The 16,027-nt window shown below is 68.1% G+C and carries 16 protein-coding genes and 3 tRNA genes; 3 read left to right on the top strand and 16 right to left on the bottom strand.

Features of this window, described 5'->3' with window-relative positions; translation table 11 throughout:
- Positions 1–70: 70 nt before the first annotated feature.
- The 9 genes from rpoB to OG309_RS22045 all read right to left on the bottom strand — a co-directional run bounded on the left by rpoB (position 71) and on the right by OG309_RS22045 (position 9,317).
- The gene (rpoB, locus tag OG309_RS22085) at positions 71–3,553 is read right to left on the bottom strand and encodes a DNA-directed RNA polymerase subunit beta (RefSeq protein WP_329423176.1); all 3,483 of its coding nucleotides are present in this window, start codon (positions 3,551–3,553) and stop codon (positions 71–73) included.
- Positions 3,554–4,100: 547 nt separating this feature from the next.
- Complete coding sequence (gene rplL, locus OG309_RS22080) at positions 4,101–4,487, bottom strand: 50S ribosomal protein L7/L12 (RefSeq protein WP_015035540.1); 387 nt, start codon at positions 4,485–4,487, stop codon at positions 4,101–4,103.
- 110 nt (positions 4,488–4,597) lie between these two features.
- Entirely contained in the window at positions 4,598–5,128 is a 531-nt protein-coding gene (gene rplJ, locus OG309_RS22075; protein ID WP_046908215.1) for a 50S ribosomal protein L10, read from the bottom strand.
- A 247-nt stretch (positions 5,129–5,375) separates the two neighbouring features.
- Positions 5,376–6,311 (bottom strand): hypothetical protein, encoded by a 936-nt coding sequence (locus tag OG309_RS22070; RefSeq protein ID WP_329423175.1) that lies wholly within the window; start codon positions 6,309–6,311, stop codon positions 5,376–5,378.
- Positions 6,312–6,463: 152 nt separating this feature from the next.
- Complete coding sequence (gene rplA, locus OG309_RS22065) at positions 6,464–7,192, bottom strand: 50S ribosomal protein L1 (RefSeq protein WP_329423174.1); 729 nt, start codon at positions 7,190–7,192, stop codon at positions 6,464–6,466.
- Between the two features lie 78 nt (positions 7,193–7,270).
- On the bottom strand, positions 7,271–7,705 hold the full coding sequence (rplK, locus tag OG309_RS22060) for a 50S ribosomal protein L11 (RefSeq protein ID WP_329423173.1): 435 nt from the start codon (positions 7,703–7,705) through the stop codon (positions 7,271–7,273).
- Positions 7,706–7,865: 160 nt separating this feature from the next.
- The gene (nusG, locus tag OG309_RS22055; RefSeq protein WP_329423172.1) at positions 7,866–8,801 is read right to left on the bottom strand and encodes a transcription termination/antitermination protein NusG; all 936 of its coding nucleotides are present in this window, start codon (positions 8,799–8,801) and stop codon (positions 7,866–7,868) included.
- A gap of 44 nt (positions 8,802–8,845) precedes the next feature.
- Positions 8,846–9,130, bottom strand: a complete 285-nt coding sequence (gene secE, locus OG309_RS22050; RefSeq protein ID WP_329423171.1) for a preprotein translocase subunit SecE — start codon at positions 9,128–9,130, stop codon at positions 8,846–8,848.
- A gap of 114 nt (positions 9,131–9,244) precedes the next feature.
- Positions 9,245–9,317, bottom strand: a tRNA-Trp gene (locus OG309_RS22045).
- 238 nt (positions 9,318–9,555) lie between these two features.
- On the opposite strand from OG309_RS22045, the gene OG309_RS22040 reads away from it, so the two are divergent.
- Entirely contained in the window at positions 9,556–10,782 is a 1,227-nt protein-coding gene (locus OG309_RS22040; protein WP_329423170.1) for a pyridoxal phosphate-dependent aminotransferase, read from the top strand.
- A gap of 159 nt (positions 10,783–10,941) precedes the next feature.
- Complete coding sequence (locus OG309_RS22035) at positions 10,942–11,973, top strand: adenosine deaminase (RefSeq protein WP_329423169.1); 1,032 nt, start codon at positions 10,942–10,944, stop codon at positions 11,971–11,973.
- Here the strand turns inward: OG309_RS22035 and OG309_RS22030 are convergent.
- Entirely contained in the window at positions 11,966–12,559 is a 594-nt protein-coding gene (locus OG309_RS22030; RefSeq protein WP_329423168.1) for a TetR/AcrR family transcriptional regulator, read from the bottom strand. The two genes, OG309_RS22035 and OG309_RS22030, sit on opposite strands and share 8 nt — an antisense overlap.
- Before the next feature lie 96 nt (positions 12,560–12,655).
- On the opposite strand from OG309_RS22030, the gene OG309_RS22025 reads away from it, so the two are divergent.
- Positions 12,656–13,288, top strand: coding sequence for an NAD(P)-dependent oxidoreductase (locus tag OG309_RS22025; RefSeq protein WP_329423167.1), 633 nt, complete (start codon positions 12,656–12,658; stop codon positions 13,286–13,288).
- An 8-nt stretch (positions 13,289–13,296) separates the two neighbouring features.
- Here the strand turns inward: OG309_RS22025 and OG309_RS22020 are convergent, their stop codons facing one another.
- The 6 genes from OG309_RS22020 to OG309_RS21995 all read right to left on the bottom strand — a co-directional run bounded on the left by OG309_RS22020 (position 13,297) and on the right by OG309_RS21995 (position 15,816).
- Positions 13,297–14,352, bottom strand: coding sequence for a UDP-N-acetylmuramate dehydrogenase (locus tag OG309_RS22020; RefSeq protein WP_329423166.1), 1,056 nt, complete (start codon positions 14,350–14,352; stop codon positions 13,297–13,299).
- A 55-nt stretch (positions 14,353–14,407) separates the two neighbouring features.
- Positions 14,408–14,836: a MaoC family dehydratase gene (locus tag OG309_RS22015; RefSeq protein ID WP_329423165.1), complete on the bottom strand. Its 429-nt coding sequence runs from the start codon at positions 14,834–14,836 to the stop codon at positions 14,408–14,410.
- A gap of 2 nt (positions 14,837–14,838) precedes the next feature.
- On the bottom strand, positions 14,839–15,291 hold the full coding sequence (locus OG309_RS22010) for a MaoC family dehydratase N-terminal domain-containing protein (protein ID WP_329423164.1): 453 nt from the start codon (positions 15,289–15,291) through the stop codon (positions 14,839–14,841).
- A gap of 82 nt (positions 15,292–15,373) precedes the next feature.
- On the bottom strand, positions 15,374–15,538 hold the full coding sequence (rpmG, locus tag OG309_RS22005) for a 50S ribosomal protein L33 (RefSeq protein WP_003956487.1): 165 nt from the start codon (positions 15,536–15,538) through the stop codon (positions 15,374–15,376).
- 88 nt (positions 15,539–15,626) lie between these two features.
- Positions 15,627–15,699: transfer RNA gene (locus OG309_RS22000), tRNA-Met, on the bottom strand.
- Positions 15,700–15,743: 44 nt separating this feature from the next.
- Positions 15,744–15,816 (bottom strand) — tRNA-Thr (locus tag OG309_RS21995).
- Positions 15,817–16,027: the final 211 nt, after the last annotated feature.

The following is a 16,027-nucleotide window of genomic DNA, read 5'->3' as shown; positions in this document are numbered from 1 at the left end:
TCTGATACGGGGGTCTTGGGGCCGGCCGGGGACTCAGCGGCGTTTCGCCGAGTCCCCGACCGAACTCCCGTCAGACCTCTTCGACGCTGCTCGGCTCGCGCCGGGACAGGTCGATGCCGAGCTCCTCCGCTGCGCGGAAGACGTCCTCGTCGGTGTCGCGCATCTCGATGGACATGCCGTCCGAGGACAGCACCTCCACGTTGAGGCACAGGGACTGCATCTCCTTGATGAGCACCTTGAAGGACTCGGGGATGCCGGGCTCAGGGATGTTCTCGCCCTTGACGATGGCCTCGTAGACCTTCACGCGGCCGGTCACGTCGTCGGACTTGATCGTCAGCAGCTCCTGGAGGGCGTACGCGGCGCCATAAGCCTCCAGCGCCCACACCTCCATCTCACCGAAGCGCTGGCCACCGAACTGGGCCTTACCACCCAGCGGCTGCTGGGTGATCATCGAGTACGGGCCGGTCGACCGGGCGTGCAGCTTGTCGTCGACCAGGTGGTGCAGCTTGAGGATGTACATGTACCCGACCGAGATCGGGTCCGGGAACGGCTCGCCGGAGCGGCCGTCGAACAGGCGCGCCTTACCGGTCGGGAGCACCATGCGCTCGCCGTCGCGGTTCGGGATGGTGTGCTGGAGCAGACCCGCGAGCTCGTCCTCACGCGCACCGTCGAAGACCGGGGTGGCGACGTTGGTGCCGGGGGCGACCTGGTCGGCACCGATGGCCTGCAGGCGCTGCGCCCACTCCTCGGCGAGACCGGAGACGTCCCAGCCGCGGCTGGCGAGCCAGCCGAGGTGGATCTCCAGGACCTGTCCCGGGTTCATTCGGGACGGCACACCGAGCGGGTTGAGGATGATGTCGACCGGCGTTCCGTCCTCGAGGAACGGCATGTCCTCGATCGGAAGGATCTTGGAGATGACACCCTTGTTGCCGTGACGGCCGGCCAGCTTGTCACCGTCGGTGATCTTGCGCTTCTGGGCGACGTAGACGCGGACCAGCTGGTTCACGCCCGGAGGAAGCTCGTCGCCCTCCTCGCGGTCGAAGACGCGGACGCCGATGACCTTGCCGATCTCGCCGTGCGGGACCTTCAGCGAGGTGTCACGCACCTCGCGGGCCTTCTCACCGAAGATCGCGCGGAGCAGCCGCTCCTCGGGGGTCAGCTCGGTCTCGCCCTTGGGCGTGACCTTGCCGACGAGGATGTCGCCGGCGACGACGTCCGCACCGATGCGGATGATGCCGCGCTCGTCGAGGTCGGCGAGGACCTCCTCGGAGACGTTCGGGATGTCCCGGGTGATCTCCTCGGGGCCCAGCTTGGTGTCACGGGCGTCGACCTCGTGCTCCTCGATGTGGATCGAGGAGAGGACGTCGTCCTGCACGAGGCGCTGCGACAGGATGATCGCGTCCTCGTAGTTGTGGCCCTCCCACGGCATGAACGCCACGAGCAGGTTCTTGCCGAGCGCCATCTCGCCGTCTTCGGTGGCGGGACCGTCGGCCAGCACCTGGCCCTCGATGACCCGGTCGCCCTCGTTGACGACGACCTTCTGGTTGACCGAGGTGCCCTGGTTCGAGCGGGAGAACTTGTGCAGGCGGTACGTGATGTACGTGCCGTCGTCGTTGGCGACCGTGATGTAGTCGGCCGACAGCTCCTGGACGACACCGTCCTTCTCGGCCTTGAGCACGTCGCCGGCGTCGGTGGCGCAGCGGTACTCCATGCCGGTGCCGACGAGCGGGGCCTCCGACTTAATCAGCGGGACGGCCTGACGCATCATGTTCGCGCCCATGAGGGCACGGTTGGCGTCGTCGTGCTCGAGGAACGGGATCATCGCGGTCGCGACCGACACCATCTGGCGCGGCGAGACGTCCATGTAGTCCACGTCCGCCGGGAGGACGTAGTCGACCTCGCCGCCACGCTTACGGACCAGGACGCGAGGCTCGGTGAACTGGAGCTCGTCGTTCAGGGTCGCGTTCGCCTGGGCGATGACGAAGCGGTCCTCCTCGTCGGCGGTGACGTAGTCGACCTCGTCGGTGACCTGGCCGTCGACGACCTTGCGGTACGGCGTCTCGATGAAGCCGAAGGGGTTGATCCGGCCGTACGAGGCGAGCGAACCGATCAGACCGATGTTCGGGCCTTCGGGGGTCTCGATCGGGCACATGCGTCCGTAGTGGGACGGGTGCACGTCTCGGACCTCGAAGCCGGCCCGCTCACGGGACAGACCACCCGGGCCGAGCGCGGACAGACGACGCTTGTGCGTCAGCCCGGACAGCGGGTTGTTCTGGTCCATGAACTGCGACAGCTGGCTGGTGCCGAAGAACTCCTTGATGGAGGCGACGACCGGCCGGATGTTGATCAGGGTCTGCGGCGTGATCGCCTCGACGTCCTGGGTGGTCATGCGCTCACGCACGACGCGCTCCATACGAGCCAGACCCGTGCGGACCTGGTTCTGGATGAGCTCGCCGACGTTGCGCAGACGACGGTTGCCGAAGTGGTCGATGTCGTCGGGCTCGACGACGATCTCCGTGCCGCTCGCGCCGATCGTCTCGGTCTCGCCCGCGTGGAGCTTGACCAGGTACTTGATCGTGGCGATGACGTCGTCGGTGGTGAGGACGCCCGCGCTCAGCGGCTCGTCCGCACCCAGCTTCTTGTTGACCTTGTAGCGGCCGACCTTCGCGAGGTCGTAGCGCTTCGGGTTGAAGTACAGGTTCTCGAGCAGCGTCTGAGCGGCCTCGCGGGTCGGCGGCTCGCCCGGGCGCAGCTTGCGGTAGATGTCGAGCAGCGCGTCGTCCTGACCCTGGGTGTGGTCCTTCTCCAGGGTGGCGCGCATGGACTCGTACTCGCCGAACTCCTGCAGGATCTGCTCGGTGGTCCAGCCGAGCGCCTTGAGCAGGACGGTGACGGACTGCTTGCGCTTGCGGTCGATGCGGACGCCGACCATGTCGCGCTTGTCGATCTCCATCTCCAGCCAGGCACCCCGGGACGGGATGATCTTGGCGGAGAAGATGTCCTTGTCGGACGTCTTGTCGATGGAGGAGTCGAAGTAGACACCGGGGGAACGGACGAGCTGCGACACGACGACACGCTCGGTGCCGTTGATGACGAAGGTGCCCTTGCTGGTCATGAGCGGGAAGTCGCCCATGAAGACCGTCTGGGACTTGATCTCGCCGGTCTCGTTGTTCGTGAACTCGGCGGTCACGAAGAGCGGGGCACCGTAGGTGAAGTCACGGTCCTTGCACTCGTCGATCGAGTTCTTCGGCGGCTCGAAGCGGTGGTCGCGGAACGTCAGCGACATCGACCCGGAGAAGTCCTCGATCGGGGAGATCTCCTCGAAGATCTCCTCCAGGCCGGACTTCGTGGGGACGTCCCGTCCCGACTCGAGAGCGGCCTCGACGCGAGCCTTCCAGGCGGCATTGCCGAGCAGCCAGTCGAAGCTCTCGGTCTGGAGCGCGAGAAGGTTCGGAACCTCGAGGGGCTCCTTGATCTTTGCAAAGGAGATGCGCAGCGGGGCGGTGCTGGCGCCGTTGTTCGTATTGGTCGAGGCGTTGCGCGAGGCGGCCAAGAGGGGGTCCTTCCGAGGGCTCGGACTCACTACGCGCGTACCGGTCCCTAGCGGGGCTTGTTGGAAGACGTTTCCCGATGTGGCTGAAAGGCCAGGTCAGAGTGGGTCGACCAGCGAAGCGGTTGCGAGGGGATGCCCCTGGTGACGGGCAGGGGGCAGTTAACAGGCAGCGCAAAGGGACAGTGTAGCCAGTTGGCCCACTGATGTCCAGGGCGAGTTCTTCGCAACCCTCGTTGTTCTCAACTCCGCGGTACCTCGCGCCGTGTGGCGCACCTCGATACTGCCCGTTCGGTCGCCGATCCATGCCTCGGAAACGGATCGTTGTGACGACGCGTCCTGAGAATTGCGCGCTGCGTGCGGTTCGTCAAGGCCCCCGCCCCTGCGCGGCGCACGGCGAAGATCACCATACTCCGCATCCGGAGGCCCGGACGACCGCCGCCACGCGGTCTCAGGGAACGCCGAAAGGCGACCACCCAGATGGATGATCGCCCTTCGGTGCCTCCGCGTTACACGGGGGCAGGAGTCAGCTCAGCGAGCCGAAACGGCCTTACTTGACCGTGACGGAGGCGCCGGCGGCCTTGAGGGACTCGGCAGCCTTCTCGGCGGCCTCCTTCGCGACCTTCTCGAGGACCGGCTTCGGGGTGCCGTCGACGAGGTCCTTGGCCTCCTTGAGGCCCAGGGAGGTGAGCTCGCGCACGACCTTGATGACCTGGATCTTCTTGTCGCCGGCACCCTCGAGGATGACGTCGAACTCGTCCTGCTCCTCGGCCTGGGCGCCAGCGTCGCCACCACCCACGGCGGGGCCGGCAACGGCGACGGCCGCGGCGGCGGTGACGTCGAACTTCTCCTCGAAGGCCTTCACGAACTCGGAGAGCTCGATGAGGGTCATCTCCTCGAACTGGGCGAGGAGGTCGTCCTGAGAGAGCTTCGCCATGATGGGCGATCCTTCCACTAATTCGGCAGGTGCCGGATGTATGTAAAGGCGGGCGTAACGGCCCGCTGCGACCCGCTCACGTGCGTGAGCGGATCATTGCGCGAGCCGAATTACTCGGCACCGCCCTGCTCGGCGAGCTTGACGCGAAGCGCTTCCGCGGTGCGGACGAACTTCGACGGCAGAGCCTGGAAGAGCGAAGCAGCCTGAGACTGCTTGCCCTTGAAGGCGCCGGCCAGCTTGCTGAGCAGAACCTCGCGGGACTCGAGGTCCGCGAGCTTCTTGATCTCGTCGGCGGAGAGAGCCTTACCGTCAAGGACACCAGCCTTGATGATGAGGTTCGGGTTCTCCTTGGCGAAGTCACGCAGAGCCTTCGCCGACTCCACCGGGTCACCGGTGACGAAGGCGACCGCGGTCGGACCAGCGAAGTGCTCGTCCAGTGCGGTGATCCCGGCCTCGTTGGCCGCAATCTTGGTCAGCGTGTTCTTCACCACGGCGTACTGGGCGTTCTCACCGAGCGAACGACGCAGCGTCTTGAGCTGCGCAACGGTGAGACCCCGGTACTCGGTCAGCACAGCGGCGTTCGAGCCACGGAACTGGTCCGCGAGCTCGGCCACCGAGGCAGCCTTGTCGGGCCTTGCCATAGAGCGTCGGCCTCCTTCCGGGTGATGTGACCGCACGGAAGGGGCTGAACAAAACAGAACGCCCCGGGCGCAGGCGCACGGGGCTCAGCTCGACCGGATCGAAATCCAGGAACTCATCCACAGTCACCTGCGCGGGTCGTTCGCCACTCAGCGAATCCTTCGGCCACCGCACCTATAGGGGCGCAGCGACGACCAGCGGTCTTTGGCTTCTGTGGAAGAGTACGTGACGGGACCGGTCCGGGGCAAATCAGCCCTGGGGGGCGCCGCCCTTGAGGCCCTTGAGCATCTCGAAGAGGTCGAAGGTGTCCTTGGCCGGCGGGGCCTGGACGGTCGCCTTGGCGCCGTAGTCCGTGTAGTCGGCGCGCATCTTCATCGTGCCCTGGGCCATCGTCATGTCGACGACCATCCGGGCCGGGTAACCGTCCTTGTTGACCCAGACCTCGGTCTCGTAGCCCTTCATGCCGATCTTCTTCATGTTGGCCACGAGCTGGTCCCGCTCCTTGGCGGTGAGCGCCTCGGACTGCTTGTTCGCGTTCAGCATCTGCTCGAACGTGAGCGTGCCCTTGTAGTGCTCGGTGTCGCCGCCGTTGATCTTCTCCGAGCCGATGTGCTTCAGGTTCGGGGACTCCAGGAGCAGGGCGAGCTGCTGCGCCGGGTCCTGGTTCATGTTCTCCAGGCCGCCGGTCATCTGCTTCTGCGCGGCCGGGTCGCCGGAGGCCTCGGCCGCGGCCTTGAGGTCCAGCTTCATCCAGCGCTTGCCGTCCATCTCGGCGGCCTGCTTGGCGCCCATGTCGACGTACATGACCTGGTCGAGCATGATCATGCGGGACTCCTTGGGAGCCCCCGGGTCGGCGGCGGTGAGCGCGGAGCCCGTCATGGTGATGTCCATGGCGGCCGGGTTCCACGACTGGATGCCGGTCATCTCCATGGTGCCGGAGTCCGCGGGGGCGGCCGGCATCTTCATGTCCATGGTCATCTTGACCTTCGCGGAGTTGGCGTCCGCGGTCTTGCGGTAGGCGGCCTGGATGACCTTGGTCATCTCGTCCCGCGTCTGGCCGGCCTGGTGCTTCTCGGAGCTCGCGCCCGCCGCCTTGCCGTCCCCGTCCTGACAACCGGCCACACCGGCGATGACCGCCACGGCCGCCACCGAGACGCCCGCGCGCTTCCATGCGGACATGCTCATGCGTCCCCACCCCTTGATCGTTAATGTGTTCGCAAAACTTGTAGTCCCCAGCACCGTAACGCACGGGGCCGACATCCCCGGTACGAGAAAACCGCCCCCCACGGCTCTCGCGAGCCGTGGGGGGCGGTTTCAGGACGCTTGAGTCAGAGGACTCAGACCGCGGCCGGGTCCTCCTCGACGAGGAGGTTGCGGGTGCGGTTCGAGTCGACCGGAATGCCGGGGCCCATCGTGGTGGCGATGGCGGCCTTCTTGATGTAGCGACCCTTGGCGGCGGACGGCTTCAGACGGAGGATCTCCTCCAGGGCCGCACCGTAGTTCTCCACCAGCTGCGCGTCGTCGAACGACACCTTGCCGATGATGAAGTGCAGGTTCGAGTGCTTGTCGACGCGGAACTCGATCTTGCCGCCCTTGATCTCGTTGACGGCCTTCGCCACGTCGGGGGTGACGGTGCCCGTCTTCGGGTTCGGCATCAGACCACGCGGGCCGAGGACGCGGCCGAGGCGGCCGACCTTGCCCATGAGGTCCGGGGTGGCCACCACGGCGTCGAACTCGTTCAGGCGGTTGCCCTTGGAGATCTCGTCGATGAGCTCGTCGGAGCCGACGATGTCGGCGCCAGCGGCGATCGCGGCCTCGGCACGGTCACCGGTCGCGAAGACCAGGACCCGGGCGGTCTTGCCGGTGCCGTGCGGAAGGTTCACGGTGCCACGGACCATCTGGTCGGCCTTGCGCGGGTCGACACCCAGGCGGAAGGCGACCTCGACGGTGGCGTCGAACTTCGTGGTGGAGGTCTCCTTGGCAATACGGACGGCCTCGAGCGGGGCGTAGAGCTTCTCCCGGTCGATCTTGCTGTCCGCAGCGCGGAGAGACTTGCTGCGCTTCACTTCTGCTCCTGTGTGTTTCAGGGGGGAGTCGTGGTGCGGGCCGGCGCAGGCCCTACCACTGGGGACTTACGGGGCTGGTCAGCCCTCGACCGTGATGCCCATGGAACGGGCGGTGCCGGCGATGATCTTCGACGCGGCGTCCAGGTCGTTGGCGTTCAGGTCGGGCAGCTTGACCGTGGCGATCTCGCGGACCTGGGCGGCCGTGAGCTTCGCGACCTTGGTCTTGTGCGGCTCGCCGGAGCCCTTGTCCACACCCGCGGCCTTGAGGATCAGCTTGGCAGCCGGCGGAGTCTTGGTGATGAAGGTGAAGGAACGGTCCTCGTAGACCGTGATCTCCACCGGCACGACCATGCCACGCTGCGACTCGGTCGCGGCGTTGTAGGCCTTGCAGAACTCCATGATGTTGACGCCGTGCTGACCGAGCGCGGGGCCGACCGGCGGGGCCGGGTTGGCCGCACCAGCGTTGATCTGGAGCTTGATAAGCCCCGTGATCTTCTTCTTCTTGGGAGGCATGTGCTCTCTCCGGGTCCTAGTGAGAGTTTTCAGCCGTTCCGTCCGGTCTCCGGACGGAGGCATACCGCACAACGATAACGGGTATAGACGTGCGGCTAAAAACCGAGCAGGTCAGAGCGGCTCTGAGAGCCACTCTGACCTGGTCGGAAACCTGTGTAGATCAGTTCTTCTGGATCTGGTCGAAGCTGAGCTCGACCGGGGTCTCGCGACCGAAGATCTCGACGAGGCCCTTGACCTTCTTCGAGTCGGCGTTGATCTCGTTGATCGTGGCCTGGAGGGTCGCGAAGGGGCCGTCGGTGACGGTGACCGAGTCGCCCACCTCGAAGTCCAGGACCTCGACGGTGACCTTGCGGGCCGGAGCCGGCTTGCCCTCGGCCTCGGCGGCCTCGCGGGCGGCCTTCTCCTCGGCCTCCGGGGCGAGCATCTTGACGATCTCGTCCAGGGTCAGCGGGTACGGGTCGTAGGCGTTGCCCACGAAGCCGGTGACGCCCGGCGTGTTGCGGACGACGCCCCAGGACTCGTTCGTCAGATCCATGCGGACGAGAACGTAACCGGGCAGCTTGTTCTGCCGGACGTTCTTGCGCTCGCCGTTCTTGATCTGGACGATCTCTTCCTCGGGCACCTCGGCCTGGTAGATGAACTCCTCGACGTTCAGCGAGACGGCACGCTGCTCGAGGTTGGCCTTGACGCGCTTCTCGTAGCCCGCGTAGGTGTGGATGACGTACCACTCGCCGGGCAGGGTGCGCAGCTCCTCGCGGAGCGCGGCGATGGGGTCGACCGGAGCGGCGGGCTCGGCCTCCTCGGCCTCGACGTCCTCGTCCTCCGAGTCGTCGCCCTCGTCCTCGGCGGCCTCTTCGGCGTCCTCGTCGGACTCCTCTGCGGCGTCCTCGTCGGCGGCCTCTTCGACGTCCTCGGACTCGTCGTCGTCGGAGTCATCGGAGTCGGCGGCCTCGGCGTGGAGCGCGGCCTCCTCGGCGGCCTGGCCGGCCTCGGCGTCAGCAGCGTCGGCCTGGTCCTCGTCGGCCGCCTCGACGATGTCCTGCTCGTCCTCGACGGACTCGGACTCGAAGGCGTCGTTCAGGTTCGCGTCAGACACGGTGGCTGCTTCTTCCTGCGATACAGATGGGGTGGAACAAAAAGTCAGCCGAAGACGTACTTGACTGCTTCCTGGAAGCCATAGTCAATCACGGTCACGAGGCCGATCATGATGACAACGAAGACAATCACCACAGTGGTGTACGTCGAGAGCTGGCTTCGCGTGGGCCAGACGACCTTGCGGAGTTCCGCGACGACCTGGCGGTAGAACAGCGCGAGGCGGCCCAGAGGGCCCTTCTTTCCGCGCTTGCCGCCCTTGCGGGCCTTCTTCGACTCCGGAGCAGCGTCTTCGGCATCAGGCATGTCGATGGAGCCTACGGCGTCCGTCACGATCTTTCACCTGATTCCGGGTCTGGCCGTGCCGCGCCCGGATGGGTGGAGCCGCACGGCGGTGCAATGAAGTACGTACAACAACATGCGCACACAGCCTGGCGGTGTGTGTAGCAGGGCCGGAGGGACTTGAACCCCCAACCGCCGGTTTTGGAGACCGGTGCTCTACCAATTGAGCTACGACCCTTTGTGGTGTCCCCCAACCTACCGCATCGTGAGATGTGGTCGGTGCGGGCCAACGAGCAGTGAGTGTACGTGGTGATGGGGCCCCGCGTCGAACAGAAACGGCTCCGACCTGCGTACGGCCCGTTCCGGACCCCTCAAGATCCCCTGGGGAACGGCGAGTACGACCGGGATTGACCGTTCCTGTCCGCTCCGTGAAACCTGTGTGCCGGGCCCGTTCGGGGTCTGGGACCATGGGCCGCATGAGCGCTGCTACCCCTCCCACCGAGCGCCGGGTCTCCGCCCGGATCGGTGCGATCTCCGAGTCCGCGACCCTCGCCGTCGACGCCAAGGCCAAGGCCCTCAAGGCCGCCGGGCGCCCGGTCATCGGTTTCGGCGCGGGTGAGCCCGACTTCCCGACGCCGGACTACATCGTCGAGGCGGCCGTCGAGGCCTGCAAGAACCCGAAGTTCCACCGCTACACGCCGGCCGGCGGCCTGCCCGAGCTGAAGGCCGCGATCGCCGCGAAGACCCTGCGCGACTCCGGCTACGAGGTCGACGCCTCCCAGGTCCTGGTGACCAACGGCGGCAAGCAGGCGATCTACGAGGCCTTCGCCGCGATCCTCGACCCGGGCGACGAGGTCATCGTCCCGGCCCCGTACTGGACGACGTACCCCGAGTCGATCCGCCTCGCCGGTGGCGTCCCGGTGGAGGTCGTGGCCGACGAGACCACCGGCTACCGGGTCTCGGTGGAGCAGTTGGAGGCGGCGCGCACGGAGCGGACCAAGGTCGTCCTCTTCGTCTCCCCCTCGAACCCGACGGGCGCGGTCTACAGCGAGTCCGACGCCGAGGCGATCGGCCGCTGGGCCGTCGAGCACGGCCTGTGGGTCCTCACCGACGAGATCTACGAGCACCTGGTCTACGGCGACGCGAAGTTCACCTCGCTGCCGGCGATCCTGCCCGAGCTGCGCGACAAGTGCATCGTGGTCAACGGTGTCGCCAAGACCTACGCGATGACCGGCTGGCGGGTGGGCTGGATCGTCGGCCCGACGGACGTCGTGAAGGCCGCGACCAACCTGCAGTCGCACGCCACCTCCAACGTGAGCAACGTGGCCCAGGCCGCCGCGCTCGCCGCCGTCTCCGGGAACCTGGACGCGGTCGCCGAGATGCGCACCGCCTTCGACCGGCGCCGCCAGACCATCGTGCGGATGCTCAACGAGATCGAGGGCGTGTACTGCCCGACGCCGGAGGGCGCGTTCTACGCGTACCCGTCGGTGAAGGCGCTGCTCGGCAGGGAGATCCGCGGCAAGCGCCCGCAGAGCTCGGTCGAGCTGGCCGCGCTGATCCTGGACGAGGCCGAGGTCGCGGTCGTCCCGGGCGAGGCCTTCGGCACGCCGGGCTACCTGCGCCTGTCGTACGCGCTCGGTGACGAGGACCTGGTGGAGGGCGTGTCCCGGCTCCAGAAGCTGCTCGCCGAGGCGCGCGACTGACCGCGACCGACCTCGCACCCACCTAGTAACGTTCCTGGGTGATACGAGCACTGCGGGCCCCCGGTTCTCCTGAACCGGGGGCCCGTTTTTGCGTTCTATCAAGGTCCCGATCGGGGAAAGGGACTGTCTTCGTCCATTCGGGTGCGGCAGGATCAGTCGATGGAGCACGTTTACCGCGACCTCGCCACCCTCCCCAAGGCCCATCTGCACCTGCACTTCACGGGTTCGATGCGGCCCTCGACCCTGATCGAACTGGCCGACAAGTACGGGGTGCATCTCCCCGAGGCGCTCAAGAGCGGGACGCCGCCCAAGCTGCGGGCCACCGACGAGCGCGGCTGGTTCCGCTTCCAGCGGCTCTACGACCTCGCCCGCTCCTGCCTGCGCGAGCCCGAGGACATCCAGCGGCTGGTGCGCGAGGCGGCCCAGGAGGACGTCCGGGACGGCTCGGGCTGGCTGGAGATCCAGGTCGACCCCACCTCGTACGCGCCGCTGCTCGGCGGTCTGATCCCCGCCATGGAGATCATCCTGGACTCCGTGGAGTCGGCCGCGCGGGAGACCGGGCTCGGGATGCGGGTGCTGGTCGCGGCGAACCGGATGAAGCACCCCCTGGAGGCGCGCACGCTGGCCCGGCTGGCGGTGCGGTACGCGGACCGGGGCGTGGTCGGCTTCGGGCTCTCCAACGACGAGCGGCGGGGCATGGCCCGCGACTTCGACCGGGCCTTCGCCATCGCGCGCGAGGGCGGTCTGCTCGCGGCCCCGCACGGCGGCGAGCTGACCGGCCCCTCGTCCGTACGGGACTGCCTGGACGACCTGCGGGCGGCCCGGGTCGGCCACGGCGTCCGGGCGGCCGAGGACCCGCGGCTGCTGCGCAGGCTGGCCGAGCGAGGGGTGACCTGCGAGGTGTGCCCGGCGTCCAACGTGGCGCTCGGCGTGTACGAGAAGCCGGAGGACGTGCCGCTGCGCACGCTGTTCGACGCGGGGGTGCCGATGGCGCTCGGCGCGGACGACCCGCTGCTGTTCGGCTCGCGGCTGGCGGCGCAGTACGAGTTCGCCCGCGTCCACCACGGCTTCACGGACCCGGAGCTGGCCGAGCTGGCGCGCCAGTCCGTACGGGGCTCGGCGGCCCCGGAGGACGAACGGCGGCGGCTGCTCGCGGGGATCGACGCCTGGCTGGCGGCGCCGGCTAGCTGAGGCCGCGCATCAGGGTGCGGGCGATCGAGCGGGCGAAGGCGTCGAGGGACTGCGGCGGACCGTCCGGGGCCATCTCCCAGGCGAAGCAGCGCTGCACGCAGGCGCCGAGCAGCAGGGCCGCGGCGGCCTCGGGGTCGGCGTCGGCGCTGATCCTGCCGTGCTGCCGCTCGGCGCGCAGATACGCGGCGAGGCCCTCGATCGGCTTGTGGGGGCCGGTGCCGAGCTCGCGCATGCCCTCCTCGTGGCGGCGCTTGAGCTGGGGCTCGGCGTAGAGGGAGGCGGCCATCGGGAAGGTCTGCTCGTAGAAGAGCGCGGCCTGGCGGGCGATCTCGACGAGGTTCTCCTCCACCCCGCGCCCCTTGGGGTCGACGGCGAGGGTGCCGAGCAGGTCGCCGAGCCGGGGCAGCCGTTCGTCGAGGACCGTGACGAACAGCTCCTCCTTGCTGCTGAAGTACTTGTAGAGCGCCGCCTCGGAGCAGCCGGCCGCCTTGGCGATCTCCTTGGTGGTGGTGCGGGCCAGGCCTGCCGTGCGCATGAGGTCGCGGGCGGCGTCGACGAGCCGCGTCCGGGTCGGCTTCTGCTCCACGAAGACTCCTGAACTCCTGGGAACGCTTGACGGGTGAGTGAGTACCCACCCACTCTAGAGGTGAGTGAACACTTACCCACCCTTGGAGGGTGTGCCATGAAGCTGACAGTCTTCGGTGCGACCGGCGGCATCGGCCGGGAGATCGTCCGCCAGGCCCTGGCGTCGGGCCACGAGGTGACGGCCGTGGTCCGCGATCCGGCGGGGTTCACGGTCGGCGGCGACAAGCTGGCGGTCTTCCGCTCCGACCTCTCCGACCCCGAGGCCCTGCGCGAGGCCGTGGCGGGCCGGGACGCCGTCCTCTCCGGCCTGGGCGCCCGCACCCGCGCGGACGCCGGCGTCGCGGCACGGCTGACCCGCTCGGTCCTGCGCGCCATGGAGGCGGCGGACACCCGGCGGCTCCTGGTGGTGAGCGCCGCCCCGGTGGGCCCGGTCCCGGACGGTCAGGCCGTGGTCGACAAGGCGATGCTCGCGATCGTCAACTCCGTGCTCAAGGACGTCTACGCCGACCTGCGCGCGATGGAGGCGGAGCTCGCGGCGAGCGCCACCGACTGGACCTCGGTCCGCCCGCCCAAGCTCACGAACAAGCCCCTGACCGGCCGCTACCGCTCGGTCGTGGGCGGCAACCCGCCCCGCGGCCGCTCCCTCGCGCGCGCGGACGTGGCGCACGCGATGCTGGCGATGGTCGACGACCCGGCGACGGTGAAGCAGGGCGTGGGAGTCGCGTACTGACCGATGGGTCAGAGCGCGACGCCCACCGTCACGGGCTCGTTGACGAGGGTGATCCCGAAGGCGTCCCGCACCCCGGCGACGACCTCGCGGGCGAGCGCGAGCAGGTCCTCGGTGGTCGCCTCGCCGCGGTTGGTGAGGGCGAGGGTGTGCTTGGTGGAGATGCGGGCGGGCCCCGAGCCGTAGCCCTTGACGAAGCCGGCCTTGTCGATCAGCCAGGCGGCCGAGGTCTTGACGGAGTGGTCGCCCACGGGGAACGCCGGGGCCTTGGCGTCGGTGCCCAGGCGCTCGGCCACCCGCTCCCGGAAGGCCGCGAACTCGTCGTGCGTCAGGATCGGGTTGGTGAAGAAGGAGCCCGCCGACCACGTGTCGTGGTCCTGAGGGTCCAGGACCATGCCCTTGCCGGCACGGAGCCGCAGGACGGTCTCCCGGGCCCGCGCGAGCGGCACCCGGTCGCCGGCCTCGACGCCGAGGGCGCGGGCGGTCTCCGGGTAGGCGATCGGCGCCGACATCCCGGCGGCGTCCTCCAGCTCGAAGCGGACCCGCAGCACGACGTAGCGGTCGGGCTGGTCCTTGAAGCGGCTGTGCCGGTACGAGAAGGCGCACTCGGCGTTGGTGAGGGTGACCGTCTCCTCGGCCCTCCGGTCGTAGGCGACGACCTCGGTGACGGTGGCGGAGACGTCCTGGCCGTAGGCGCCGACGTTCTGGATGGGGGTGGCGCCCGCGGAGCCGGGGATGCCGGCGAGGCACTCGATCCCGGCGAGCCCGGCCTCGACGGTCCGCGCGACCGCGTCCGTCCACACCTCTCCGGCCGCCAGTTCCAGGCGGGTGCCGTCGAGGGAGAAGCCGGTGGTGGCGATGTGCAGGGCGGTGCCGTCGAAGCCCTTGTCGCCGATGACCAGATTGGATCCACCGCCGATGACGAGCAGCGGCGTGCCGGAGGCGTCGGCCTCGCGGACCGCGGCGATCACCTCGTCGTCCGTGGTGGCGGTGACGAGCCGGGTGGCGGGCCCGCCGAGCCTGAAGGTGGTCAGGGGGGCGAGGGGGGCGTCGTTGAGCTGCTGCACGGGCTCAAGAGTACGGGCCCCTCCCGTACGGAAGGGGCCCGTGCCGTCGACGGCGTCAGGCGAGCTTGACCACAGCCCGGCTCATGCCGAGGACCTTCTGGCCCGCGGCCATCGCGGTGAGGTCCACGCGGACCTGCCCGTCGTCCAGCTTGGCCGCCACCTTCGCGGAGACCTCGATCACGGCGCCCTCGTCGTCGTTGGGGACGACGACCGGCTTGGTGAAGCGCACGCCGTACTCGACGACGGCGGCCGGGTCACCGGCCCAGTCGGTGACCACGCGGATCGCCTCGGCCATGGTGAACATGCCGTGGGCGATGACGTCGGGCAGGCCGACCTCGCGGGCGAACTTCTCGTTCCAGTGGATGGGGTTGAAGTCCCCGGAGGCGCCGGCGTACCGCACCAGTGTGGCGCGCGTCACCGGGAAGGTCTGCGCGGGCAGCTCGGTGCCGACCTCGACCTCGTCGTAAGCGATCTTCGCGGTCACGGTCAGGCCTCCTCGGGGGCGCGGGACACCAGCTTGGTCCAGGCGGTCACGACGTGCTCGCCGCTCTCGTCGTGGACCTCGCCGCGGATGTCCAGGATGTCGTTGCCGGCGAGGGACTTGATCGCCTCGATGGTCGAGGTGACCGAGAGGCGGTCCCCGGCGCGCACCGGGCGGGTGTAGGCGAACTTCTGGTCGCCGTGCACCACGCGGCTGTAGTCCAGGCCCAGCTGCGGGTCGTCGATGACCTGGCCCGCGGCCTTGAAGGTGATCGCGAAGACGAAGGTCGGCGGGGCGATCACGTCCGGGTGGCCGAGCGCTTTGGCGGCCTCCTGGTCGGTGTACGCGGAATTCGCGTCCCCGATCGCCTCGGCGAACTCGCGGATCTTCTCGCGGCCGACTTCGTACGGCGCGGTGGGCGGATAGGTCCGGCCCACGAAGGACTGGTCGAGCGCCATGGCCTCGATACCTCCTGGTGTGTTGCCTGTACAAACGACACGAGGCCGCCCCCAAAAGGGACGGCCTCGTGTACGAGCCTGATTAACGCGTCTCGCGGTGCGCGGTGTGCGAGTTGCAGCGAGGGCAGTGCTTCTTCATCTCAAGACGGTCCGGGTTGTTACGCCGGTTCTTCTTGGTGATGTAGTTCCGCTCCTTGCACTCCACGCAGGCCAGCGTGATCTTCGGGCGGACGTCGGTGGCAGCCACGTGAGTGCTCCTTGACGGACGGATAGACGGATGAACGCATAAAAGAGTAGCCGATCGTAGGACCGACCCCACAATCGGCTACACTCTGTAGCGGTGACCGGACTTGAACCGGTGACACAGCGATTATGAGCCGCTTGCTCTACCGACTGAGCTACACCGCTTTGATGATCTGGATCCCGCCCGAAGGCGGGACCCTTCTCACCAGAGCCCCAATACGGAATCGAACCGTAGACCTTCTCCTTACCATGGAGACGCTCTACCGACTGAGCTATTGGGGCGAGCGAGGAAGACATTACACGGTCCTCCGCCCATCACCCAAATCCGTTTCCCCGGCCACCTGCGGGGAGTGTCCCCGCCGCCTCGTAGGCCACTCGTGCCCTCATCAGTACGACTATTGCGCTCCTCCTCGAAGGCGGCTGCGGGCCCCCCTAGGCTCGGGCGCACGCTGCGTGATCTTGATCTTGGCCAGCGGTGAACCCGGAGCCCGAG

The sequence above is a fragment of the Streptomyces sp. NBC_01268 genome (genome assembly GCF_036240795.1).
GTDB lineage: Bacteria > Actinomycetota > Actinomycetes > Streptomycetales > Streptomycetaceae > Streptomyces.
Note: the sequence above shows the minus strand (reverse complement) of the source record. Positions and strands in the feature narration are given on the sequence as shown.

What these genes read in the sequence shown, in the direction of transcription:
- rplL (WP_015035540.1), bottom strand. Translation starts at nt 4,487, where the DNA reads ATGGCGAAGCTCTCTCAGGACGACCTCCTCGCCCAGTTCGAGGAGATG.
- rplJ (WP_046908215.1), bottom strand. Translation starts at nt 5,128, where the DNA reads ATGGCAAGGCCCGACAAGGCTGCCTCGGTGGCCGAGCTCGCGGACCAG.
- OG309_RS22070 (WP_329423175.1), bottom strand. Translation starts at nt 6,311, where the DNA reads ATGAGCATGTCCGCATGGAAGCGCGCGGGCGTCTCGGTGGCGGCCGTG.
- rplK (WP_329423173.1), bottom strand. Translation starts at nt 7,705, where the DNA reads ATGCCTCCCAAGAAGAAGAAGATCACGGGGCTTATCAAGCTCCAGATC.
- OG309_RS22040 (WP_329423170.1), top strand. Translation starts at nt 9,556, where the DNA reads ATGAGCGCTGCTACCCCTCCCACCGAGCGCCGGGTCTCCGCCCGGATC.
- OG309_RS22035 (WP_329423169.1), top strand. Translation starts at nt 10,942, where the DNA reads ATGGAGCACGTTTACCGCGACCTCGCCACCCTCCCCAAGGCCCATCTG.
- OG309_RS22025 (WP_329423167.1), top strand. Translation starts at nt 12,656, where the DNA reads ATGAAGCTGACAGTCTTCGGTGCGACCGGCGGCATCGGCCGGGAGATC.
- OG309_RS22010 (WP_329423164.1), bottom strand. Translation starts at nt 15,291, where the DNA reads ATGGCGCTCGACCAGTCCTTCGTGGGCCGGACCTATCCGCCCACCGCG.